Genomic DNA, 17,272 nt, shown 5'->3' with positions numbered 1-17,272 from the left:
GGTGGAGATAGAAGGCAGGTATAGATGAATGGACCAAAAGCTCAGGGTACATCTATGCGTATCTATCGCCAACTTTTCCTCCGAAAGTTGTGATTGCGAAAAATACCCTGGCAGGTCTTCTGACTTGTTCCGCTTTTGGCGCCTTCCCATCCGTTTGTCAGACAGTGGCATAAGGCCAAAAGTGCTATTGGAACTCACAGCAGCGGGGACTGTTCCGGATTTACACCGGATTCCCTTTTCAGCTTTGTGATTAAAGCACCAAAGTGAGGTAAAGATAGGAAAGTAATTCGGAAGTCATATCCGGAATTATGAATGTGTAGGGGTGATGTATAAGAGCTAAAGAATTTTCTGAATAGTAGTGCTTTGATAATCAGACGGATAGTGAGGAGCTCCTATTTGAGAGAAAAATTTGTCTCTTGGGGGAAATCAAATAAAGGAATAAGCTTTTCTTTGCCATATACCCATGGCATTGCGAGCCCTAACTCGGTGCGAAGCTATCTCCTTGACTGCAAAAAGTTATTAGGTTCCAAGGGGATTGCTTCGCCGGTCTTTCCGGCTCGCAATGACCTGGCTGTATAATAAAGTTTTCCTGAAGCTTATTTTTTATAGCCCATATTCTCCAGCATCATCTGCATGGATTTCCAAATGGCATTCACTGCCTGAAGAGGTCTGACCATGACTTTGAATTCGGTGATTTTACCTTCCTCATTCCAGCTGATAATATCCACCCCATTGACAACGGTATCTCCTATTTTAGACTCAAATTCGAGGCAAGCCTGTCTTTCACCAATTATTTCTTTTTGATAGCTAAAGTGTCCCCCGCCGAGTACCTGATCCGCTGCCATGAGATAGAAAGTGGTCATCTTCTTTCCTTTCTGAGGAGTCCACACAACGGGAGAATGGAAGACCACTTCTTCGTCCAATAATTCGTCCAGGATGCTCATATCTCTACTGGACATGCATTGGTGCCACTTTTCGATGGTTTGTATCATGAGGTATTGTTTTCGGAATTTACGTTAATTCTCCATTTCTATTTGCAGCCACTTCCAAATTTCTTCAAATTGTCCGGCCTCAAACCATTGAATATCCTCATACCTTCTGAACCAGGTAAATTGTCGTTTTGCATATCTTCGGGAATTGCGCTGGATCAGGCGTATGGCTTCAGCTAGATCTATTTCTCCTTCTAAATAGGAGATCATTTCTGAATAACCAATCGATTGCAAAGCAGGAGCTTTTGAACCATATGTTTTGAGCAAACTTTTGACTTCGTCTTCCAATCCTGCCTCAATCATTTCGAGGACCCGCTTATCTATCCGTTTGTACAGAGGTTTCCTTTCATCCGTCAAACCGATCTTTATATATGTCCAGGGAGTCTTTTTGGCTTTCTTTCCTTTGCGATAAAAGGAAATGGGCTTTCCACTACTCCTATATACCTCAAGTGCCCGTATGACTCTCGCGTGGTTCTGCTGGTCAATTTTCTCATAGCTCAAAGGATCGACTGCCTCCAATTCTTTGAGCAATTTCCCTAAACCCTGCTCCTTGTGCTCCTGCATAAGCCTTCTCCTAACCTCCGGATCTATTTCCGGCATTTCATCAAAGCCATACCACAAAGCATCCATATAAAGGGTAGAACCTCCCACGACTATTGCTACATCAGAACTTTTGTGGAGGTCTTTTATCCGGTTTTCTGCTTCTTTTTCGAAATCAGCAGCATTGTAAGCCTGATCGGGATCAAGATTATTTATAAAATGATGTGGGGTTTTGCCAAGCTCTTCTTCACTTGCCTTAGCCGTACCAATATCCAGGTAGCGATACATCTGCCTCGAATCAGAGGATATGATTTCCGCCTTCAGCCGATCAGCCAGTTCCAGGGATAAGGCCGACTTTCCTACGGCTGTAGGACCGATAATACAGATGACATATTTCACATACCAAAGCTAAAACAGATTTCCTGATTTTACAGCTTTGGGGCTTTTACTTTTCAGAAATAAAGCATTATAAATATGGGAAGGAATACAAATATCAGTCGTACTTACCAATCCTCCTACCAAAACAAGGCTTGCTCCCAGGAGATATGCAGCAGTATCCATTTGCAGATAAAACAGACTTATGATTCCCGCTAAGGAGAAACTGGCCATGATACAGGCAAATCGAAGTTGAGGGGATCTTTGGGGAACGGCTGGCTTTTTAATAAGGGGGCTAAGGATGTGATTGAACAGATAGTCGAAGGGATGTCTTGAAAAAATAGAACCTCCAATTGCAACCAAATTCATGGCAATGAGCAGAATATAACTTTTCGTGAGCAAGCCGATCAAAACGAGGGAAACGCAGAGTTGAAATGCAAAGCGTATCCCGTATTTCAATTCACTCAATGTCTCTATACTAAAGCCTGTGATTCCCTGAACTTCAAATCTCTTTTTTCTACTTTCTGAAATTAATTTCTTTTCCATGTTTAGCTTATTGTTAATGATGTTAAGCTAAGATAGGAGGGAGGAAGGCTAAAAGATGGGGCTTTTAAGCTGTTGGCAGCTCTGACTGAGTACTTGGTATCTTATTTCTATTCGAAGTAAAAATGGTAATGTTTCGCACATCCGGGATTGAAGGAACTCTTACAAGAAGGACAGTGATTTTTTGAATCGAGGTAGGTGCGGACACTCATGACAGTTCCGCATTGACCACATAAGATGGATTTGGCTTCCTCAAAATCCTCTTTCTTCCATCGAGGAGGAAGTGTATGATGAATGGCTTCATAGCATTCATAGCAGGCATAAAATGCCTCATCCTCGGGCATCCTCAGGGCAACGATATCAAGTTCGCTATTCCAATGCACACATCTGCTTTGGGAATCGAGTTCAAGGCCCTGTACCCTTTGGCCTCCAATAAGAATCTCTGAGAATGAATGTGTGGACTTTTTAGACATCTTGCATCAAATTTAATACAGCAGGTATTCAAAACACCACAGATTTAGCTTCTTGGGGATTGAAAATTGGGAATTTTCCCCTTTATGAAGAAAATCAGTACGGCTGGGAAAATATTTCGGACTTTGGCACGAAAGTTGTTTCTAGTTTTGTACACAAGATCTATTTGTAGGGGTAAACCAAATAGATTGTACCACCTCTGAAGTACATCTTCTGTATTCAGAAGATTGCTAAAGAGAAATGAAACGTTAAGCGTGCAGTCCCGAGGAGTCGGGACTGTTTTTTTTATGCTATACTTTTTCCGGATTCTCTCCACAAATAGCCAATCGCCAAAAACCCAATTAACAAGCCCCCACATTCCCGGGCTTCTTCGATATAAGGAAAATCATTGTTCATAGTTTGCGCCAGTCCTATGCCATCATCATTGGTGAAAAACTCAATCATGCTGGGAAAGAGGTATACAACCCCTCCCAATAAGCCTAGCATACAGGCAGCCAATACAATTCGATTGTATTTATCAAAAGCTGCGAAGCCATAGAGGGCAGATAAGATGAGGTAAATGGCGATCCAAAGGGTCGAATCCCCGGGATCATTCAACTGGAAATATGCAAAGAGAATAAAAAGTCCTGAGAGAGTTAGTTTGATGATTTTATTGAGGTTCCACATAGCAATATTTTTGAAGCACTAAGTTAGTCGGCTTCAAAAATCAAATCAAATGATTTAACTCAACTAAAGGCTTATTTTTTAAAATTCAAGACGATCTTGTGCGGCATTTTTTCAGCTCTTTTAGAAAAAGCTGGAGCAAAAATCGCAGAGGCCAAAGCCAACCACTGAAGAATATTCTCCTGCTGAAACTCCAAGTCACCAACACTCTTTCCAACTAAGTCTGAACTCAATTAGAATTCCATCCGATAACTAAGCAAAGGCAGTAAACCAAAACTGGTTTTATTAACTACACTATTACTTACCAAGTCATATCTCCGAAAGGCCACATTTGCCCGATTGGTAAGATTGAGGATATCGAGGGCGAACGTCCGGGTAAAGCCGGATTTATTCCTTTTAAATACCAGTCGCAAATCTGTTCTAAAGAAATCGGGAAATCTTTCACTAAAAGGATTGCTCAAATCAAAGACTGTTCTTTGCGCAGCTTGAGAGGCTAGCAGATCAATAGGAGAATCCCGGAAACCTCCCTGATAGGTCAGGCTGAGATTGATTCCGAATATTTTATTTTTTCCTTTGGAGGTATTTCGTTCAAACTCTTTCCCGGCAGCTGCATTAAAAAGGTAGTTTCCATTGAAGCGACTATCCCTTTCAATTCCATCTGCTCCGGTATATTTAGACTCATATATCGAGCCACTTACCAGATAGTAAAAACCATTTTTCAAGTCTTGATCCAGGCTTACTTCAATCCCATAATTTCTGCCGCTTCCTTCATTTACGAGAGAATCAGTTACATAACCTTCGAAAAGATTGAGGGCAGAGAAATTACTTGTCGGATCCTGTGAGATCGGGACATTATACAGGGATTGGTAATAGGTTTCCACACTCAAAGAAAGACCCTCAGTCAGGCTTTGAAGGAAACGGATTACTCCATGGTGAGCTTTGGTAAAGTCCAGTTCTCTATTGGGAGATCTACCTTCAAATTCTGTGAAATATGTCCCATATAATTGCAATTGGCTATGAAGTCCATAGGCCGCTGTAATTCTGGATTTGGGAGAGAATTGATAGTCTATATTAAGTCGGGGTTCTACAGCTGTACTTCCGTTGAGGCCGAAATACACCGCATGAAGACCAGCATTTAGACGCAATTTGCTATTGGGCGAATAGATGGCGGCAACATAGGGCTGAAACAGGAGGGAAGTTCCTTCTGCTCGGGCCAATAATTGAGCGGCTGATCCTGGATTTTCCAAAGAATACTGTTCACTATTCATGTTGTATCCCAGGCGTGTCAGGAAAAATCCTTCTTCAAGATTAAAACTGGAATTAATTCTGTGAGAGAGGCTGGAGGTGAAAGAAAGTTTCTCCTGCTTGATTTCATCAAAAGTGGAAGGATCTGTCTGGCTGAATGTGCGAACAAAATTTTCTTCTCGCTTGCTATCAATTGCTGAGGCTGCAAGTACACTTTTCCAGAGCGTTTTTTCTCCGATATTTAGGCGATGGGTCATACCCATAGCACCCATGTTGGAGGAAAAATCCACATCAAAACGATCGCGATTTTCTTCGATCAAACTATCTTCTCTGGGAGCATCAAATCTATTGCTACTCAATCCACCCATTCCGAAGAAAGTAAAGGTTCCGGCTTTCTCGGTAGGCACACTCACATTGAAAGCGAAATCTTGATAGGTGATGTCTTCCGGAGAAACCTCGAGTCCCATGAGGGCAAACAAACCGATGGTCGAATAACGATAATTGACGAGATAAGAGCTCCCACCTTTTCCTATAGGGCCTTCTGCTGATAGATCTAAACCAATCAAACTGGGCTGGATGATAAACTCATGTTTTTTATTGTTTCCCTTTCTCAAACGCATATCAAAAACTCCCGCAAGGGCATTTCCATATTGCGGATCAAAAGCCCCGGTTTGTATGCGAGAATCAGAAAGCAGCTGGTTACTTAGAATAATGGTCCCCCCACCGCTTTGGGTGAGACGATCGGTAAAAGTACCAGCATTGGTGAGATGGTTAGGGTTTACAATATCTACTCCTTCCAGGCGCCATAAGACTCCATTAGGAGAATTACCCCGGATCACCAGATTATTAGATTCATCAGCCGTAACTGCTACTCCGGGATAATTGGCTGCCAGACGAGCAGGATCGTAGTAGGTAGCTGCAAATCTTTGGGATTCTTCTACGGTGAAAACCCGCGTACTTACGCTGCTGAGATTATACTTTCTGGAATTATACTGGGAAATCTCGATTTCATCAGAACTGTAACTGAAAAAACTTAAGGGAATCTCCAGGTTTAGTTCTTTTCCCGCATTGACTACAAGGTCCGGGATTTGATAGACTGCATAGCCCTCTTTGAGGACTTGCAAAATGTACCTGCCTACCGGTACATTTTCAAACTCAAAGCTGCCATCCTTCTTGCTGGAAGTAGTTAATTCCTGATTTCCCTGAATCAGCTTTATACTTGCTGCATCCAGTTCCTGCTTATTCAGTTCATCAAAGATTTTTCCCCTGACTTGCTGGCGAAAGTCTTGTGCCTTTGATTCAGTTAGAAAACCGAAGCTTAGTGCAAGAAGTAAGTATATATAGCCAGCCCTTAACTTTAGGTTCATATTTTCGAACGACTTAGACTACAAATCAACTCATTTTTCGTGAGAAAATTTAAGTATTTCGAGAATATTACTGACCAGGCTTTCTTTTGTTTATAATCTGTAAACGCGGGACTCCCAACCTTGGACTTGCTGTTCTTCTTCTAGCTGACCATAGTTTCCAATGATCAATTCTGCATTACTCAAATCGAGTTTAATGTTTTGTATTTCGGAAGAGAAATTCAGCAGGACTAAAAAAGTGCTTTCCTCATGCTTTCGATAATATCCATAAAGAGGAGCTTGAAGTTCCTGGAGTACTTCGGTTTTTCCATAAACCCAGGAAAAGTTTTCCTTTCTCAGATTCATTAGCTTCTTATAGAAATAAAAAACGGAGTTTTGGTCGCTGATGCTTTTTTGGACATTGATCTCCGGATAGTCTTCTGAAACTTTTATCCAGGGTTTTGCCTCACTAAACCCTCCAAATGGGCCATCCTCCCAGAGAATGGGGGTCCTGGCATGATCACGGCCATGTGTTCTGGCTGCCGTCAGAAATGTTTCTTTAGGCATGTCTCCCTCAAGGACCAGTTCCTGGTATGCATTAAAGGCTTCAACATCTCTATATTCTTCCAGCATTTTGAAATCAGTATTCTGCATGCCGATTTCATCTCCCTGGTAAATGGTCGGAGTACCTTTGCGTGTCATGAGCAAGGTAGCGAGCATTTTTGCAGAAAGCTCACGGTATTCGCCTTCCTGCCCGAAACGGGAAACTGCACGAGGGAAGTCGTGATTCCCCAAATAGATGGTTCCCCAACCCTGATCTCCCAAAGCTTCTTCCCATTCTTCAAATACCCCCATAAATTCGTGAAGCTCAAAATCTCTGGGATAATACCGCCCTAACTCTCCATGGTCTATAAACATATGGCCAAAATGAAAGACCATGCTAAGTTCATTTCTGTCCGCCCCTACATATTTGTTGGCATTGTCTGATCTAACCCCAATACCTTCTCCTATACTGACCATGTCATATTTCGAAAGTACCTCCCGATTCATTTCCTGCAGAAATTCGTGTACCCTTGGGCCACTGGCATATGCCTCTCCGAAGTCAGCTCCTAAGCTTTTCCAATCCTTATCCCTGAATTCGGGATCTTTGCTGATAAGCGGGATGACATCCATGCGGAAACCATCTATGCCCTTGTCCAGCCAGAAACGCATAAGCTGGTAGATTTCTTGCCGAACTTTGGGGTTTTCCCAATTGAGATCAGGTTGTTTGCGGGTATACAGGTGTAGATAATACTCTCCGCTTAATTCGTCCCATTCCCATGCGCTTCCGGAAAAGAAAGATTTCCAGTTATTGGGAGGGCCGCCATCTGCTGTAGGCGCTTTCCATATATAGTAGTCCCTATAGGGATTATCTGTTGACTTTCGGGATTCCTGAAACCATTGGTGTTCGTCTGAACTGTGATTGACAACCAAATCCATGACCAGCTTCAAGCCGGCTGCATGCATTTTCTCCAGCATTTCTTCAAAATCCTCCATACTACCAAACTCTGGCAGGATGTTGTAGTAATCGCTGATATCATAGCCATTATCATCATTGGGAGATTGATAAATGGGGCTAAGCCAAATGATATCTACGCCCAGTTCCTTGAGGTAAGGAATCTTTTCGATGATTCCCTGCAGGTCTCCAATTCCGTCATTGTTGTTGTCTTTGAAGCTTCGAGGATAGATCTGGTAAATGACCGCTTCTTTCCACCAGGTTCTCATAGGTTTAATCTTTGTTTGGATAAATGATTGACCTTTGTTTAGGCTCTGATGCTATCGAGGGAAAAATCAAAGTGGTTTTTGACGCTCCTTTCCTGATTATTAGCACTAAAACTCAGCTGGAATTCATAAGCTTCCAGATCGAGAGATAATTCCGCATAGTCTTCATCTTTCTCCCAGCGGAGAATCAAACTTTTACTATCGGAATCCTTGAGCTCAAATTCCCCTTCGAAGGCCGGATGATCATTTCTAAAGCGGATTAGTTGAGAAAGATTTTTCACAACATCCTTATCCAAATGCTCCAGAAGTGCTTCACGGCTAAAGTATTCTCGGTTAATGTCTCTCCCCACTCCTGTTTTTTCCAGGAGGTTCATATCATTTTCTCCAGCCAGAAAACCTACATAGTATACTTGAGGTATTCCGGGACAAAAGAATTGGATAAGTCTTGCTAATAAATACTGATGCCTATCTCCTCCCAATGCATCAAAGAAAGTACAGTTGACCTGATAGAGATCCAGATTGGAAGCGGCTGCGCCTGTTGCCAGCCTTGATTTTCCCTGGCTTTTTTCATGAATGCTTTCCACCAGATCGTCAATATCCTCTGGTGCAATCAGGCCTTCCTCTTCTCCTGCCAAAGCACCAGCACCAATATCTACGATACCAATTCCATCATGAGTATCCAGAACCGTGATGGCATTTCTTGGGCTAATTTTCAGCCACTTTTTTATTCCTGCAGAATCTTGTTTGAAGAGGCTATGTAAAATGAGAGGAGGCAAAGCAAAATCATAGACTCGATCTACCTTTTTGGCAATTTCTATCTGCTGTTTATAATATGCATGTATTTCAACCAGAACTTCTATACCCAACTGCCCAGCCGCTGCACTTAAGTCCTCAATAAATTCATAGGTATGAGGGGTCATAAAGCAGGTGGTCCCGGGAGTTTTGATGGCGTAGCCTACAGCATCTATTCGGATCATTCCAATCCCCGCCTGCTGGAACTTCTTCAGTATACTTTCCAGATAAGTCTTGCCGGCAGGATGTTTTACATCAATATCGACCTGTTTGGACGTAAAGGTCGTCCAGTACAGTTTTTGCTCCCCGTTTTGGGACTTCATTTTTGTAAATGGAAAACCAGGACGCGGCCGATAGATTTGTACAAGCTCTTCTTCGGTAGCCCCTTTAGGGAAAATCCGGGAATAGGTCAGAAATAGATCTGCATGTGGCGAATCGGAGCCCTTCTCCATGACATCCTGAAACTGTGGAGAATCGGCAGACATATGATTCACGATCAGATCAGCCATAATCTCGACTTCATCAGATAAAGATCTAATTGATTCCCAATCTCCCAATTGCGGATCAACCTGCGTATGATCAATCGGATCAAAGCCAGCATCTTCGCCGTCAATAGGGTAGTAAAAAGGCAGGATATGGACACCGCCAAAAAGCCCTTTCAAAGGTCCCTCCAATAAGCCTTGCAAATCGGATAGCGTCTTTCCCCCAAATCGATTTACGTAGGTGATAAGCTGAACTTTATTCTTCATACCAGGCAGGAAAAGCGTTCATGATAGATTCTGAAATTCGAGTTTGTTGCCTATAATTTAGGGGAAGCAATCTGCCATTTTATCCAAAAAAATGACCGGAGGAAGTAGCATATTTCCACATAAATAATAGGCTTTACTTTTTCTATATACAGGATTTTTCGGCAAGCTGTCAAGGCAATTTTCGAATAAATTTCCGAAATCGATTGCGTTATCGTTTTCGAGCTAATCGCTTGATTATGAATTAGGTTATAAGAAATGATAGTAAGGCCAAATTTCATGGTTCAGGCCTTTAACCCAATCAAAAAAGAACCGTAAAAATAAGCGTAAGACTTTTCGTAATTTTACGAGAATTTAGCTAGTGAACATTAAGGAGAAATATATGATCAATAAGGAAGAAGAACTCACCAAAGCAAGAGAAGCCCGTGCAGCTATAGAGCGACTGTATATTGAGATGCGACATCTCGCCAACAGAGGTTGGTATAAGCAGTTAGGCGCATCGGGAGAGGTCTTGACGGATGCCCTTCTTACCTTGAGCCCGGAAATTTATGGGGATATGGGAGATCCCAACAAAGTTGAACTTGAGGGATTGGTATATGTGATTGACCGTCTTCCCAAAGGGATCGAAGAATGTCGCTATATAAAGCTCATTTCGGAAGAAGGATTTAGTACAACAGGTTTTGAGGTGATTGTACCGAGTAAGCGGAGAAGGAATTGCTATCGGGTAGATAAGGAGCAAATGTTTATTGAGATCACTCGGGGCAGAAGTGAAATCTATGATATCCTGACTCACCTGACTTTCATGTACGTAGAGGGAGAGAAAATCAAGCGCAATGCCCGCGATGATGATGGTACCTTCACACTGGAATGGAAAAAATTGGGAAAGATTGTCAAAGGAGAAACAAATATTGATGCGAAAAATGAGGAGCTGGCACTGATATACCTGAGCACCTTGCTTGGGAGGAGTTTTAATGAAACACGGGCCGCTTATGAAAAGCTTCAGCCTAAAACGGGCATGAATAGCCGGCTTTTTCATGTGGTTTATTGGTTGGGCTATGTGGCGATGGAAGATGAAGAGAAAAACAAATCTCGCATGGTGAGCTTTAGTCCTACCTTGAGAGAAAGAATTGGACACCATATCTACGGAGAAAGGTGGGCCAATCAAATCAAAGGATTCCTTCATAAAGAGAAGCTACTGGATAGACCTCTGCATATTATCAGTGCCAATTTGCATAGTGTAGTCAATAGCTTATATGCATTCCCGGCTCTGAGAAAGAACCTTAGTGCAAAACATAGCATAGAAGAGATGGCTCTGGAACTATCCAAACCAGAGCAAGCGGCGATGATGGAACGGGTCAAAAAATACGCACTTGCACACGGCATGTACGAGCTGGATGATCCTTTTGGAACCAATATTACCGTACAGATTTTCGATACGGCAAAGCTGGATCTGGATAAACTTTCTCCTGAGTTAAGTCTGGATGCCCAGGCTTTAAAAGAAGACAAACCTATAATCCTGGTCATGGATTATGCCTTTGGAGAGCAAGCCTATGAGACCATGGATGAGTTGCTTAAGCCCTATGATATAGAAGATGAAAGTATTGCTATGACTGTGGAATCAATTTCCATCATGGGAAAAGCAGGCATTCTTACCGGGGGAAAGGGAGATATCATGATCCCCAATGCACATGTTTTTGAAGGAACTGCTGATAACTATCCTTTTGATAATGATCTGAAATGTGAGGATTTTTCATCTGAAGAAACCCATGTATGTGAAGGGCCAATGATCACGGTATTGGGCACCTCTCTGCAGAATAAAGATGTATTGTTTTACTTTAAGAAATCCAGCTGGCAAGCCATCGGACTCGAAATGGAAGGAGCGCATTATCAGAAAGCTATACAGGCTGCGGCCTGGATCAGAAAGAATATTAGCAAAGATGTCATATTGAGATATGCGTATTATGCTTCTGATAATCCCCTGGAAACGGGAAGTACGTTGGCATCAGGGAGTTTGGGAGCAGTTGGGGTTAGACCCACTTACCTCATAACCCGAAAAATTCTGGATAAGATACTGGGACCGAAATCCCCGATAAAAGCGGGAGTAGGGCAGCCTGAAAAGGTGTACTAGGAACTCAGCTTTGATGAATATCAATCAGGATATTTCTCAGATTTATCTCTTTCTTCTCTCCCTGAGCACCTAGAAGGTGTATTTTATGGATGCCACAAAATCTGGCATCGCTGGTGGATTTGAGGAGGATATGCTGCTTATTTATCATAAAGGAAGCCTTGGGCTCTTTGGCTTCTCTGCCAATCTGAGGGGTAGTATCTAAAAAGCGCAAAAAAGATTGGAAATGATTATCCCAGTTCTGAACAATTATATCCAATTGGCGGATTCCTAAAGCTCCATTTGAATGTTTGCGTTTATCCTCAGGAACTTCTTGTGGAGGTTGATAAGGACTCATGAGAAAAGGGAGCTTCAATTCAGTGGGGAAAGCCAATTTCCAACTGATCTCACTGCCATCTGGTCGAATTCGTGAAAAGGGAATTGCTGGACCAATATCCTCATAAGAAACCCTGTCTTTGTATTTATCAATGTCATGAACCAACATGGCAAAGTCCATAATCCCTTCTTCCCCATGTAAGCACTTCATGAAGCGTGGCATGTGCCCCATTTTTTCCCGGGCTTTCATCTTTTCAAGTAAGCCCAGTCGATCAGCCAGGCGTAATAAAGCAACTTTGAGACTGCTTCTAAAAGCAAAAAGCTCTAGAAAACTGCCGTCTTCAAAATGGATAAGTGCATTGTGGGAGAATCCTCCCTGATGTTGCCCTCCTTCACTTAGGGTGAAACCCTGAGCTTCAAATTCGGCCACGGCCTCAGAGAGATTCTTTACGCCAAGTACGATATGATGGATAGGGAGGATGATAGGACTAGAGCTTAAAGTAATGAGGAAATTGCCAAATGATAAAGAAATAGATGCAGGAAACAAAATATCCTAAAAATAGGATAAGAAATTGATTTCCAGCAGCATTTACAAATATTCTTTGCGTATTCACATTCGGGGTTTCAATTTAAGGCATACTTACTTATTTTAGATGATATAATTTAGAGAAGAGAAGTTCCCTTTGCTAACTTCCCTTCTGGATAAGGATAATTAACTCTAACTACTTTCTACACATGCTACTTGCATCAGATTTTGGTCTGTTTCTCGGCCGTTTTCATCCGCTGATTGTTCACTTTCCTATAGGGATTTTGCTGCTGGCGGTTTTTTTGAAATGGAGAAACAGTAAATCTCCTTCCGAAGGCCTAAGCAGAGCCATTAGCTACAGTTTTTTCTGGGGAGCAATTTCAGCAATTTTTGCTGCCTTTTTTGGTTGGCAATTGGCTGATGGAGGAGGATATAATGATGACGCGATCTTTTGGCACAGATGGACCGGAGTGGGGCTGGCGGTGCTTGCATCCGTACTCTGGTGGTTTCATCGCCCCGACAAAAGTCTGGATAAAAAGATTCTGACCGGCATGAGTGCTGCAATGGTTATTCTTTTGACAGTAGCTGGGCATTTGGGAGGAAACATCACCCATGGAGAAGGATATCTGCTTGCCTATGCACCTGCATTCCTGAAAGGAGGAGATGTTGCCGAAGAGGAAAATAATCGCAACTTACCTCTGCGCCCGGATTCGGTAATGGTATATCAGCATTTGGTAGAACCAATTTTAGAGGAAAATTGCTTTAGCTGTCATAATGAAAGCAAAACCAAAGGGAAGCTTTTGATGACCACTCCGGAAACATTAGCAGAAGGAGGAAGTCATGGACCTATTTATATAGCTGGCAAATCCTGGGAGAGTGAAATGCTTCGAAGAGTAACCCTTCCCAACAGCAGCGAAAAAAGAATGCCTCCCGAAGGCGATCCCCTTACTTTCCAGGAAATAAAAGTGATAGAATGGTGGATCAATAATGGAGCAAAATTTGATAATTCGATTACTTCTCAGGAAGTATCTGAAGATATGAAGTCTTTACTCATGGCAGAATATAGCCTGGATACCAAGCCCAGACCCTTTGTTGAGCTGATAAAAGTTGAGCCTTTGGATGATGCGATTATTGCTGAAATCGAAAACAATGGGTTTAAAGTAAGCGCTTTGGCAGAGACAAATAATTTGCTCAGCGTAAGTCCAAAATCCGGCGTGGAGCTCAGTCCTGAAAATATCGCAAGCCTTGAGAAAGCTCAAAAGCATATTACCTGGCTCAATTTGGCGAAAATGAACATTAGCGATGAGATGTTAGCAGCGATTGGAAAGCTGGAAAATTTGAGCCGTTTGCGCCTGGAGAAAAATCCCATAACAGATGAAGGGGTGAAAGCCCTCTCAGGCTTGAAAAATCTGGAATCTCTCAATCTGTATGCTACCGAAGTTACGGATGCTGGTTTGGAACCCATAGCAGCTTTATCCAGTCTGAAAAATCTCTATCTCTGGCAAAGCAAAGTAAGTAAAGAAGCTGCCCTGAAGTTTAGGGCAGATCATCCTAAGGTGGAAGTCAATATCGGATTTGAGCTAGCTTCTGCAGATAGTGGAGATGAAGAGGACTCCCAATCTGAATGATTATGAAGCACTGGTCTCTAAGTCTTATCCCTATTCTTTGTTTACTTCTTGCTTGTTCAAAAGGGGAGGAGGAAAAGATTGCTATTGCCAGTATTCCAGATAAAATAGATTTCAATTTTCATGTCAAACCTATTCTTTCAGACCGATGCTTTAAATGCCATGGTCCGGATGAAAAGGTTCGCGAAGCAAATCTGAGGCTGGACATCAAAGAGGGAGCCTTTGCTATGCTGGATAGTTCTGAAACTTCCTACGCTATAGTAGCCGGGGATCTTGATGCCAGCAGCCTTTATCACAGGATCATCAGCAATAATCCTGAGACAGTCATGCCTCCTCCTGAGTCTAATTTGTCTCTGGAACCACATGAAATAGAAATTCTGAAAAAATGGATAGAGCAAGGAGCTGAATGGAAGGACCATTGGGCTTTTATTCCCCCACAAAAGACCGAAACACCCAAAAAGAATAGTGGTTGGGGTACTAATGAAATCGACCAGTTTACCCGGATAAAAATGGAGGAGCAGGGACTCCAACCTTCTCCGGAAGCGAGCAAGGAAAAATTGATCCGAAGACTTTCTTTTGATCTAAGAGGATTGCCCCCGGATATAAAGGAAATTGATGCCTTTCTTGAGGATGATTCTCCGGATGCTTATGAGAAAATCATTGATGCATTTATGGAATCTGAGAGTTTTGGAGAAAGATTGGCTATGGAATGGCTGGATGTTTCACGTTATGCTGATTCACATGGCTATCAGGATGATATCGAAAGAAGTATGTGGCCCTGGAGAGATTGGGTGATAAAAGCTTTCAATGAAAATTTACCCTATGATCAGTTTGTAAGCTGGCAATTGGCGGGTGATTTACTGCCTGAGCCCACTTACGAACAGAAATTGGCTACTGGTTTTAATCGAAATCATAAAATTACGCAGGAGGTAGGAGTGGTTGATGAAGAGTATCGGGTGGAATATGTGTTGGATCGTGTGCACACTGTTTCAACTTCTTTCCTCGGCCTTACTATGGCCTGTGCACAATGCCATGACCATAAATTTGATCCCATTTCGCAGAAGGAGTTTTATCAAATGTTTAGCTTTTTCAATTCTGTTCCGGAAGCGGGAAGGGTGGAATATAATGTGGAAGTAGCTGAGCCAAGCTTACCTTTACCCGAAGAAACGGTGGAATCCTATAAGGCCTACACGAAAAAATTGGTTCAGGATCAAAGTCGTGAGTTGGCAGAATATGAAAAACTATTTTTCAGCAAGGAGATAGAAGAGGAGAAATTAAAACCTAATGAGCCACAAGAAGCTACTATACCGAAGGGTTTGCTTGCCTATTTTCCGCTTGACTACCTGGAAGATGATATAGTAAAAGAAGAAAAAGGACGAATTCGTCCTGGCAAAGCCTATAATCAACCGGTTCCGGTATCCGGCTATTCCTCAGGAGCCCTGGAGTTTAATAGCAAAAATTATCTGGACCTCGGAAAAATTCCAGACTTTAATCCTAATAAAGCTTTTAGTTTTTCCTGCTGGTTGTACAGCGTACATGGGGGAGCTGGGGGAGCAATTCTGGCTCCGATTTTTGAGGGCGAGGAAAAAGCCAGAGGCATGGATTTCTACGTTTCCTGGGATAGGCATCTGGAGTTTTCTCTTAAGGGGCGCGTGGGAAAACAATTACTAAAAATCAGAAGCAGGGAAGAAATACCTCCGGACAGGTGGGTGCAGGTAAGTCTCACCTATGATGGCTCAAGAAGTCAGAAAGGTGTGAGCATTTATTTGGACGGAGAACAATTGGAAGGGATTTCATTGTCCGATGATTTGAAGTCTTCCGTTAAAGCTCATTCTCGCATGAAAATAGGGCGTAGAGCTGAAGAGAGAGGAATGATCAGTGGGAGATTGGATGAACTGATGTTTTTCAATCGGCGACTCGATCAACAGGAAGTCCAAGAGCTTAAGCACTACAATCCTTTGGCAAATCTGGAAGCAAGAAAGGTAAATGATGCCGATAAACGCCTGGCCTATCAATATCTCCATTCTCAGGACAAAACCTATCAGCGTCATGTCCAGCGCTTAAAAGAGTACAAGATTCGAGAAATGAGGACAGAGGATATTATCCTAAAGCCAACCATGATCATGGCAGATATGGATTCTCTGCGTCCGACTTATATGCTGGATCGAGGTTCATATGAAGCTCCTACAGAACGGGTATATCCTGCTACACCTGCTCATATACTCTCCTTTCCGGAGGAGCTTCCCAAAAACAGACTTGGCTTTGCTCAATGGCTTTTCCATGCAGAGAATCCCCTCACTGCTCGGGTAGCCGTAAATCGCTATTGGCAAATGATCTTTGGAAGAGGGATTGTCGGAACACCGGAAGATTTTGGAAGCCAGGGAGATTTGCCTACTCATCCTGAATTATTGGATTGGCTGGCGATAGATTTCAGAGAATCAGGCTGGGATCTAAAGGCGCTCCTCAAAAAAATGCTGATGTCTGCCACCTACAGACAAAGCGTTGCCTCCAATAAAAAACTCCAGGAAATCGATCCTCAGAATATTTACCTCGCGAGAGGCCCGGTAGTTCGTCTACAGGCAGAAATGGTTCGCGATCATGCGCTTGCTGTTTCCGGTTTGTTAAGCCCAAAAATCGGAGGTCCTAGTGTAAAACCCTATCATCCGGATGGACTTTGGTTGGAAACTGCCTCAGGAAATCAGCCCTTGCGAAAATACATACAGGATCATGGACAGGATCTTTATAGAAAGAGTATGTACACCTTTTGGAAGCGTACCATTCCTCCTCCATCCATGATCATTTTTGATGCACCTCCGAGAGAGGAATGTACGGTCAGAAGGCAATCTACCAGCACGCCTATGCAGGCCCTGGTTATGCTAAATGATCCTCAATTTATTGAAGCTTCTCGTCTGATTGCAGAAAGGATGCTGAGAGAGGGCGGATCCAATGATCGAGATCGGATCAGCTTTGCTTTTAAGTTGGCGACTTCGCGTGCTGCTTCAGATAAAGAGCTAGAACTTCTGGAAGAATTGTTAATCGAACATCGCCAGGCATTTAAGAAAGACCCCCCAAAGGCAGTTGCCTATTTGAATATTGGTGAATACCCGGATACGGAAGAATTTGATAAAACGGAACTTGCTGCTTATGCCCAGTTGGCCAATGCTATTTTGAACCTAACTGAAAGCATCCAGAAAGCCTGATCAAAAGCCTCAA

Annotated in this window: 12 protein-coding genes and 1 riboswitch; of the genes, 3 read left to right on the top strand and 9 right to left on the bottom strand. The window is 42.7% G+C overall.

Annotated features, from left to right (window positions below; translation table 11 throughout):
- Positions 1–91: 91 nt before the first annotated feature.
- Positions 92–278: riboswitch (cobalamin riboswitch) on the bottom strand.
- 318 nt (positions 279–596) lie between these two features.
- The 8 genes from R8P61_15875 to gtfA all read right to left on the bottom strand — a co-directional run bounded on the left by R8P61_15875 (position 597) and on the right by gtfA (position 9,471).
- Positions 597–992 (bottom strand): nuclear transport factor 2 family protein, encoded by a 396-nt coding sequence (locus R8P61_15875; protein MDW3648545.1) that lies wholly within the window; start codon positions 990–992, stop codon positions 597–599.
- Between the two features lie 24 nt (positions 993–1,016).
- Positions 1,017–1,928, bottom strand: a complete 912-nt coding sequence (gene miaA, locus R8P61_15870) for a tRNA (adenosine(37)-N6)-dimethylallyltransferase MiaA (GenBank protein MDW3648544.1) — start codon at positions 1,926–1,928, stop codon at positions 1,017–1,019.
- Positions 1,929–1,937: 9 nt separating this feature from the next.
- Entirely contained in the window at positions 1,938–2,450 is a 513-nt protein-coding gene (locus R8P61_15865; protein MDW3648543.1) for a DUF4395 family protein, read from the bottom strand.
- A gap of 107 nt (positions 2,451–2,557) precedes the next feature.
- Positions 2,558–2,920 (bottom strand): CHY zinc finger protein, encoded by a 363-nt coding sequence (locus R8P61_15860; GenBank protein ID MDW3648542.1) that lies wholly within the window; start codon positions 2,918–2,920, stop codon positions 2,558–2,560.
- A gap of 283 nt (positions 2,921–3,203) precedes the next feature.
- Positions 3,204–3,584: a transmembrane 220 family protein gene (locus tag R8P61_15855; protein MDW3648541.1), complete on the bottom strand. Its 381-nt coding sequence runs from the start codon at positions 3,582–3,584 to the stop codon at positions 3,204–3,206.
- A 230-nt stretch (positions 3,585–3,814) separates the two neighbouring features.
- A complete protein-coding gene (locus tag R8P61_15850; protein MDW3648540.1) occupies positions 3,815–6,193 on the bottom strand; it encodes a TonB-dependent receptor in 2,379 nt (792 codons plus the stop codon).
- Between the two features lie 90 nt (positions 6,194–6,283).
- On the bottom strand, positions 6,284–7,933 hold the full coding sequence (locus R8P61_15845; protein MDW3648539.1) for an alpha-glucosidase: 1,650 nt from the start codon (positions 7,931–7,933) through the stop codon (positions 6,284–6,286).
- A 38-nt stretch (positions 7,934–7,971) separates the two neighbouring features.
- A complete protein-coding gene (gene gtfA / locus R8P61_15840; GenBank protein MDW3648538.1) occupies positions 7,972–9,471 on the bottom strand; it encodes a sucrose phosphorylase in 1,500 nt (499 codons plus the stop codon).
- A gap of 379 nt (positions 9,472–9,850) precedes the next feature.
- Between gtfA and R8P61_15835 the strand changes: the two genes are divergently transcribed.
- Complete coding sequence (locus R8P61_15835; GenBank protein MDW3648537.1) at positions 9,851–11,596, top strand: hypothetical protein; 1,746 nt, start codon at positions 9,851–9,853, stop codon at positions 11,594–11,596.
- Between the two features lie 4 nt (positions 11,597–11,600).
- Here R8P61_15835 and R8P61_15830 read toward each other — a convergent pair whose 3' ends face one another.
- Positions 11,601–12,455 carry a VOC family protein gene (locus tag R8P61_15830; protein ID MDW3648536.1) on the bottom strand — a complete coding sequence of 285 codons (855 nt, stop codon included), beginning with the start codon at positions 12,453–12,455 and terminating at the stop codon, positions 11,601–11,603.
- 188 nt (positions 12,456–12,643) lie between these two features.
- Between R8P61_15830 and R8P61_15825 the strand changes: the two genes are divergently transcribed.
- Positions 12,644–14,062 carry a c-type cytochrome domain-containing protein gene (locus R8P61_15825; GenBank protein ID MDW3648535.1) on the top strand — a complete coding sequence of 473 codons (1,419 nt, stop codon included), beginning with the start codon at positions 12,644–12,646 and terminating at the stop codon, positions 14,060–14,062.
- A gap of 2 nt (positions 14,063–14,064) precedes the next feature.
- On the top strand, positions 14,065–17,259 hold the full coding sequence (locus R8P61_15820) for a DUF1553 domain-containing protein (GenBank protein ID MDW3648534.1): 3,195 nt from the start codon (positions 14,065–14,067) through the stop codon (positions 17,257–17,259).
- The last annotated feature ends 13 nt before the right edge of the window (positions 17,260–17,272 follow it).

The organism is Bacteroidia bacterium, from assembly GCA_033391075.1.
In the GTDB taxonomy this organism is placed as follows: domain Bacteria; phylum Bacteroidota; class Bacteroidia; order J057; family J057; genus JAWPMV01.
The sequence above is the reverse complement of the archived record's forward strand: the minus strand, read 5'-3'. Positions and strand labels throughout refer to the sequence as shown.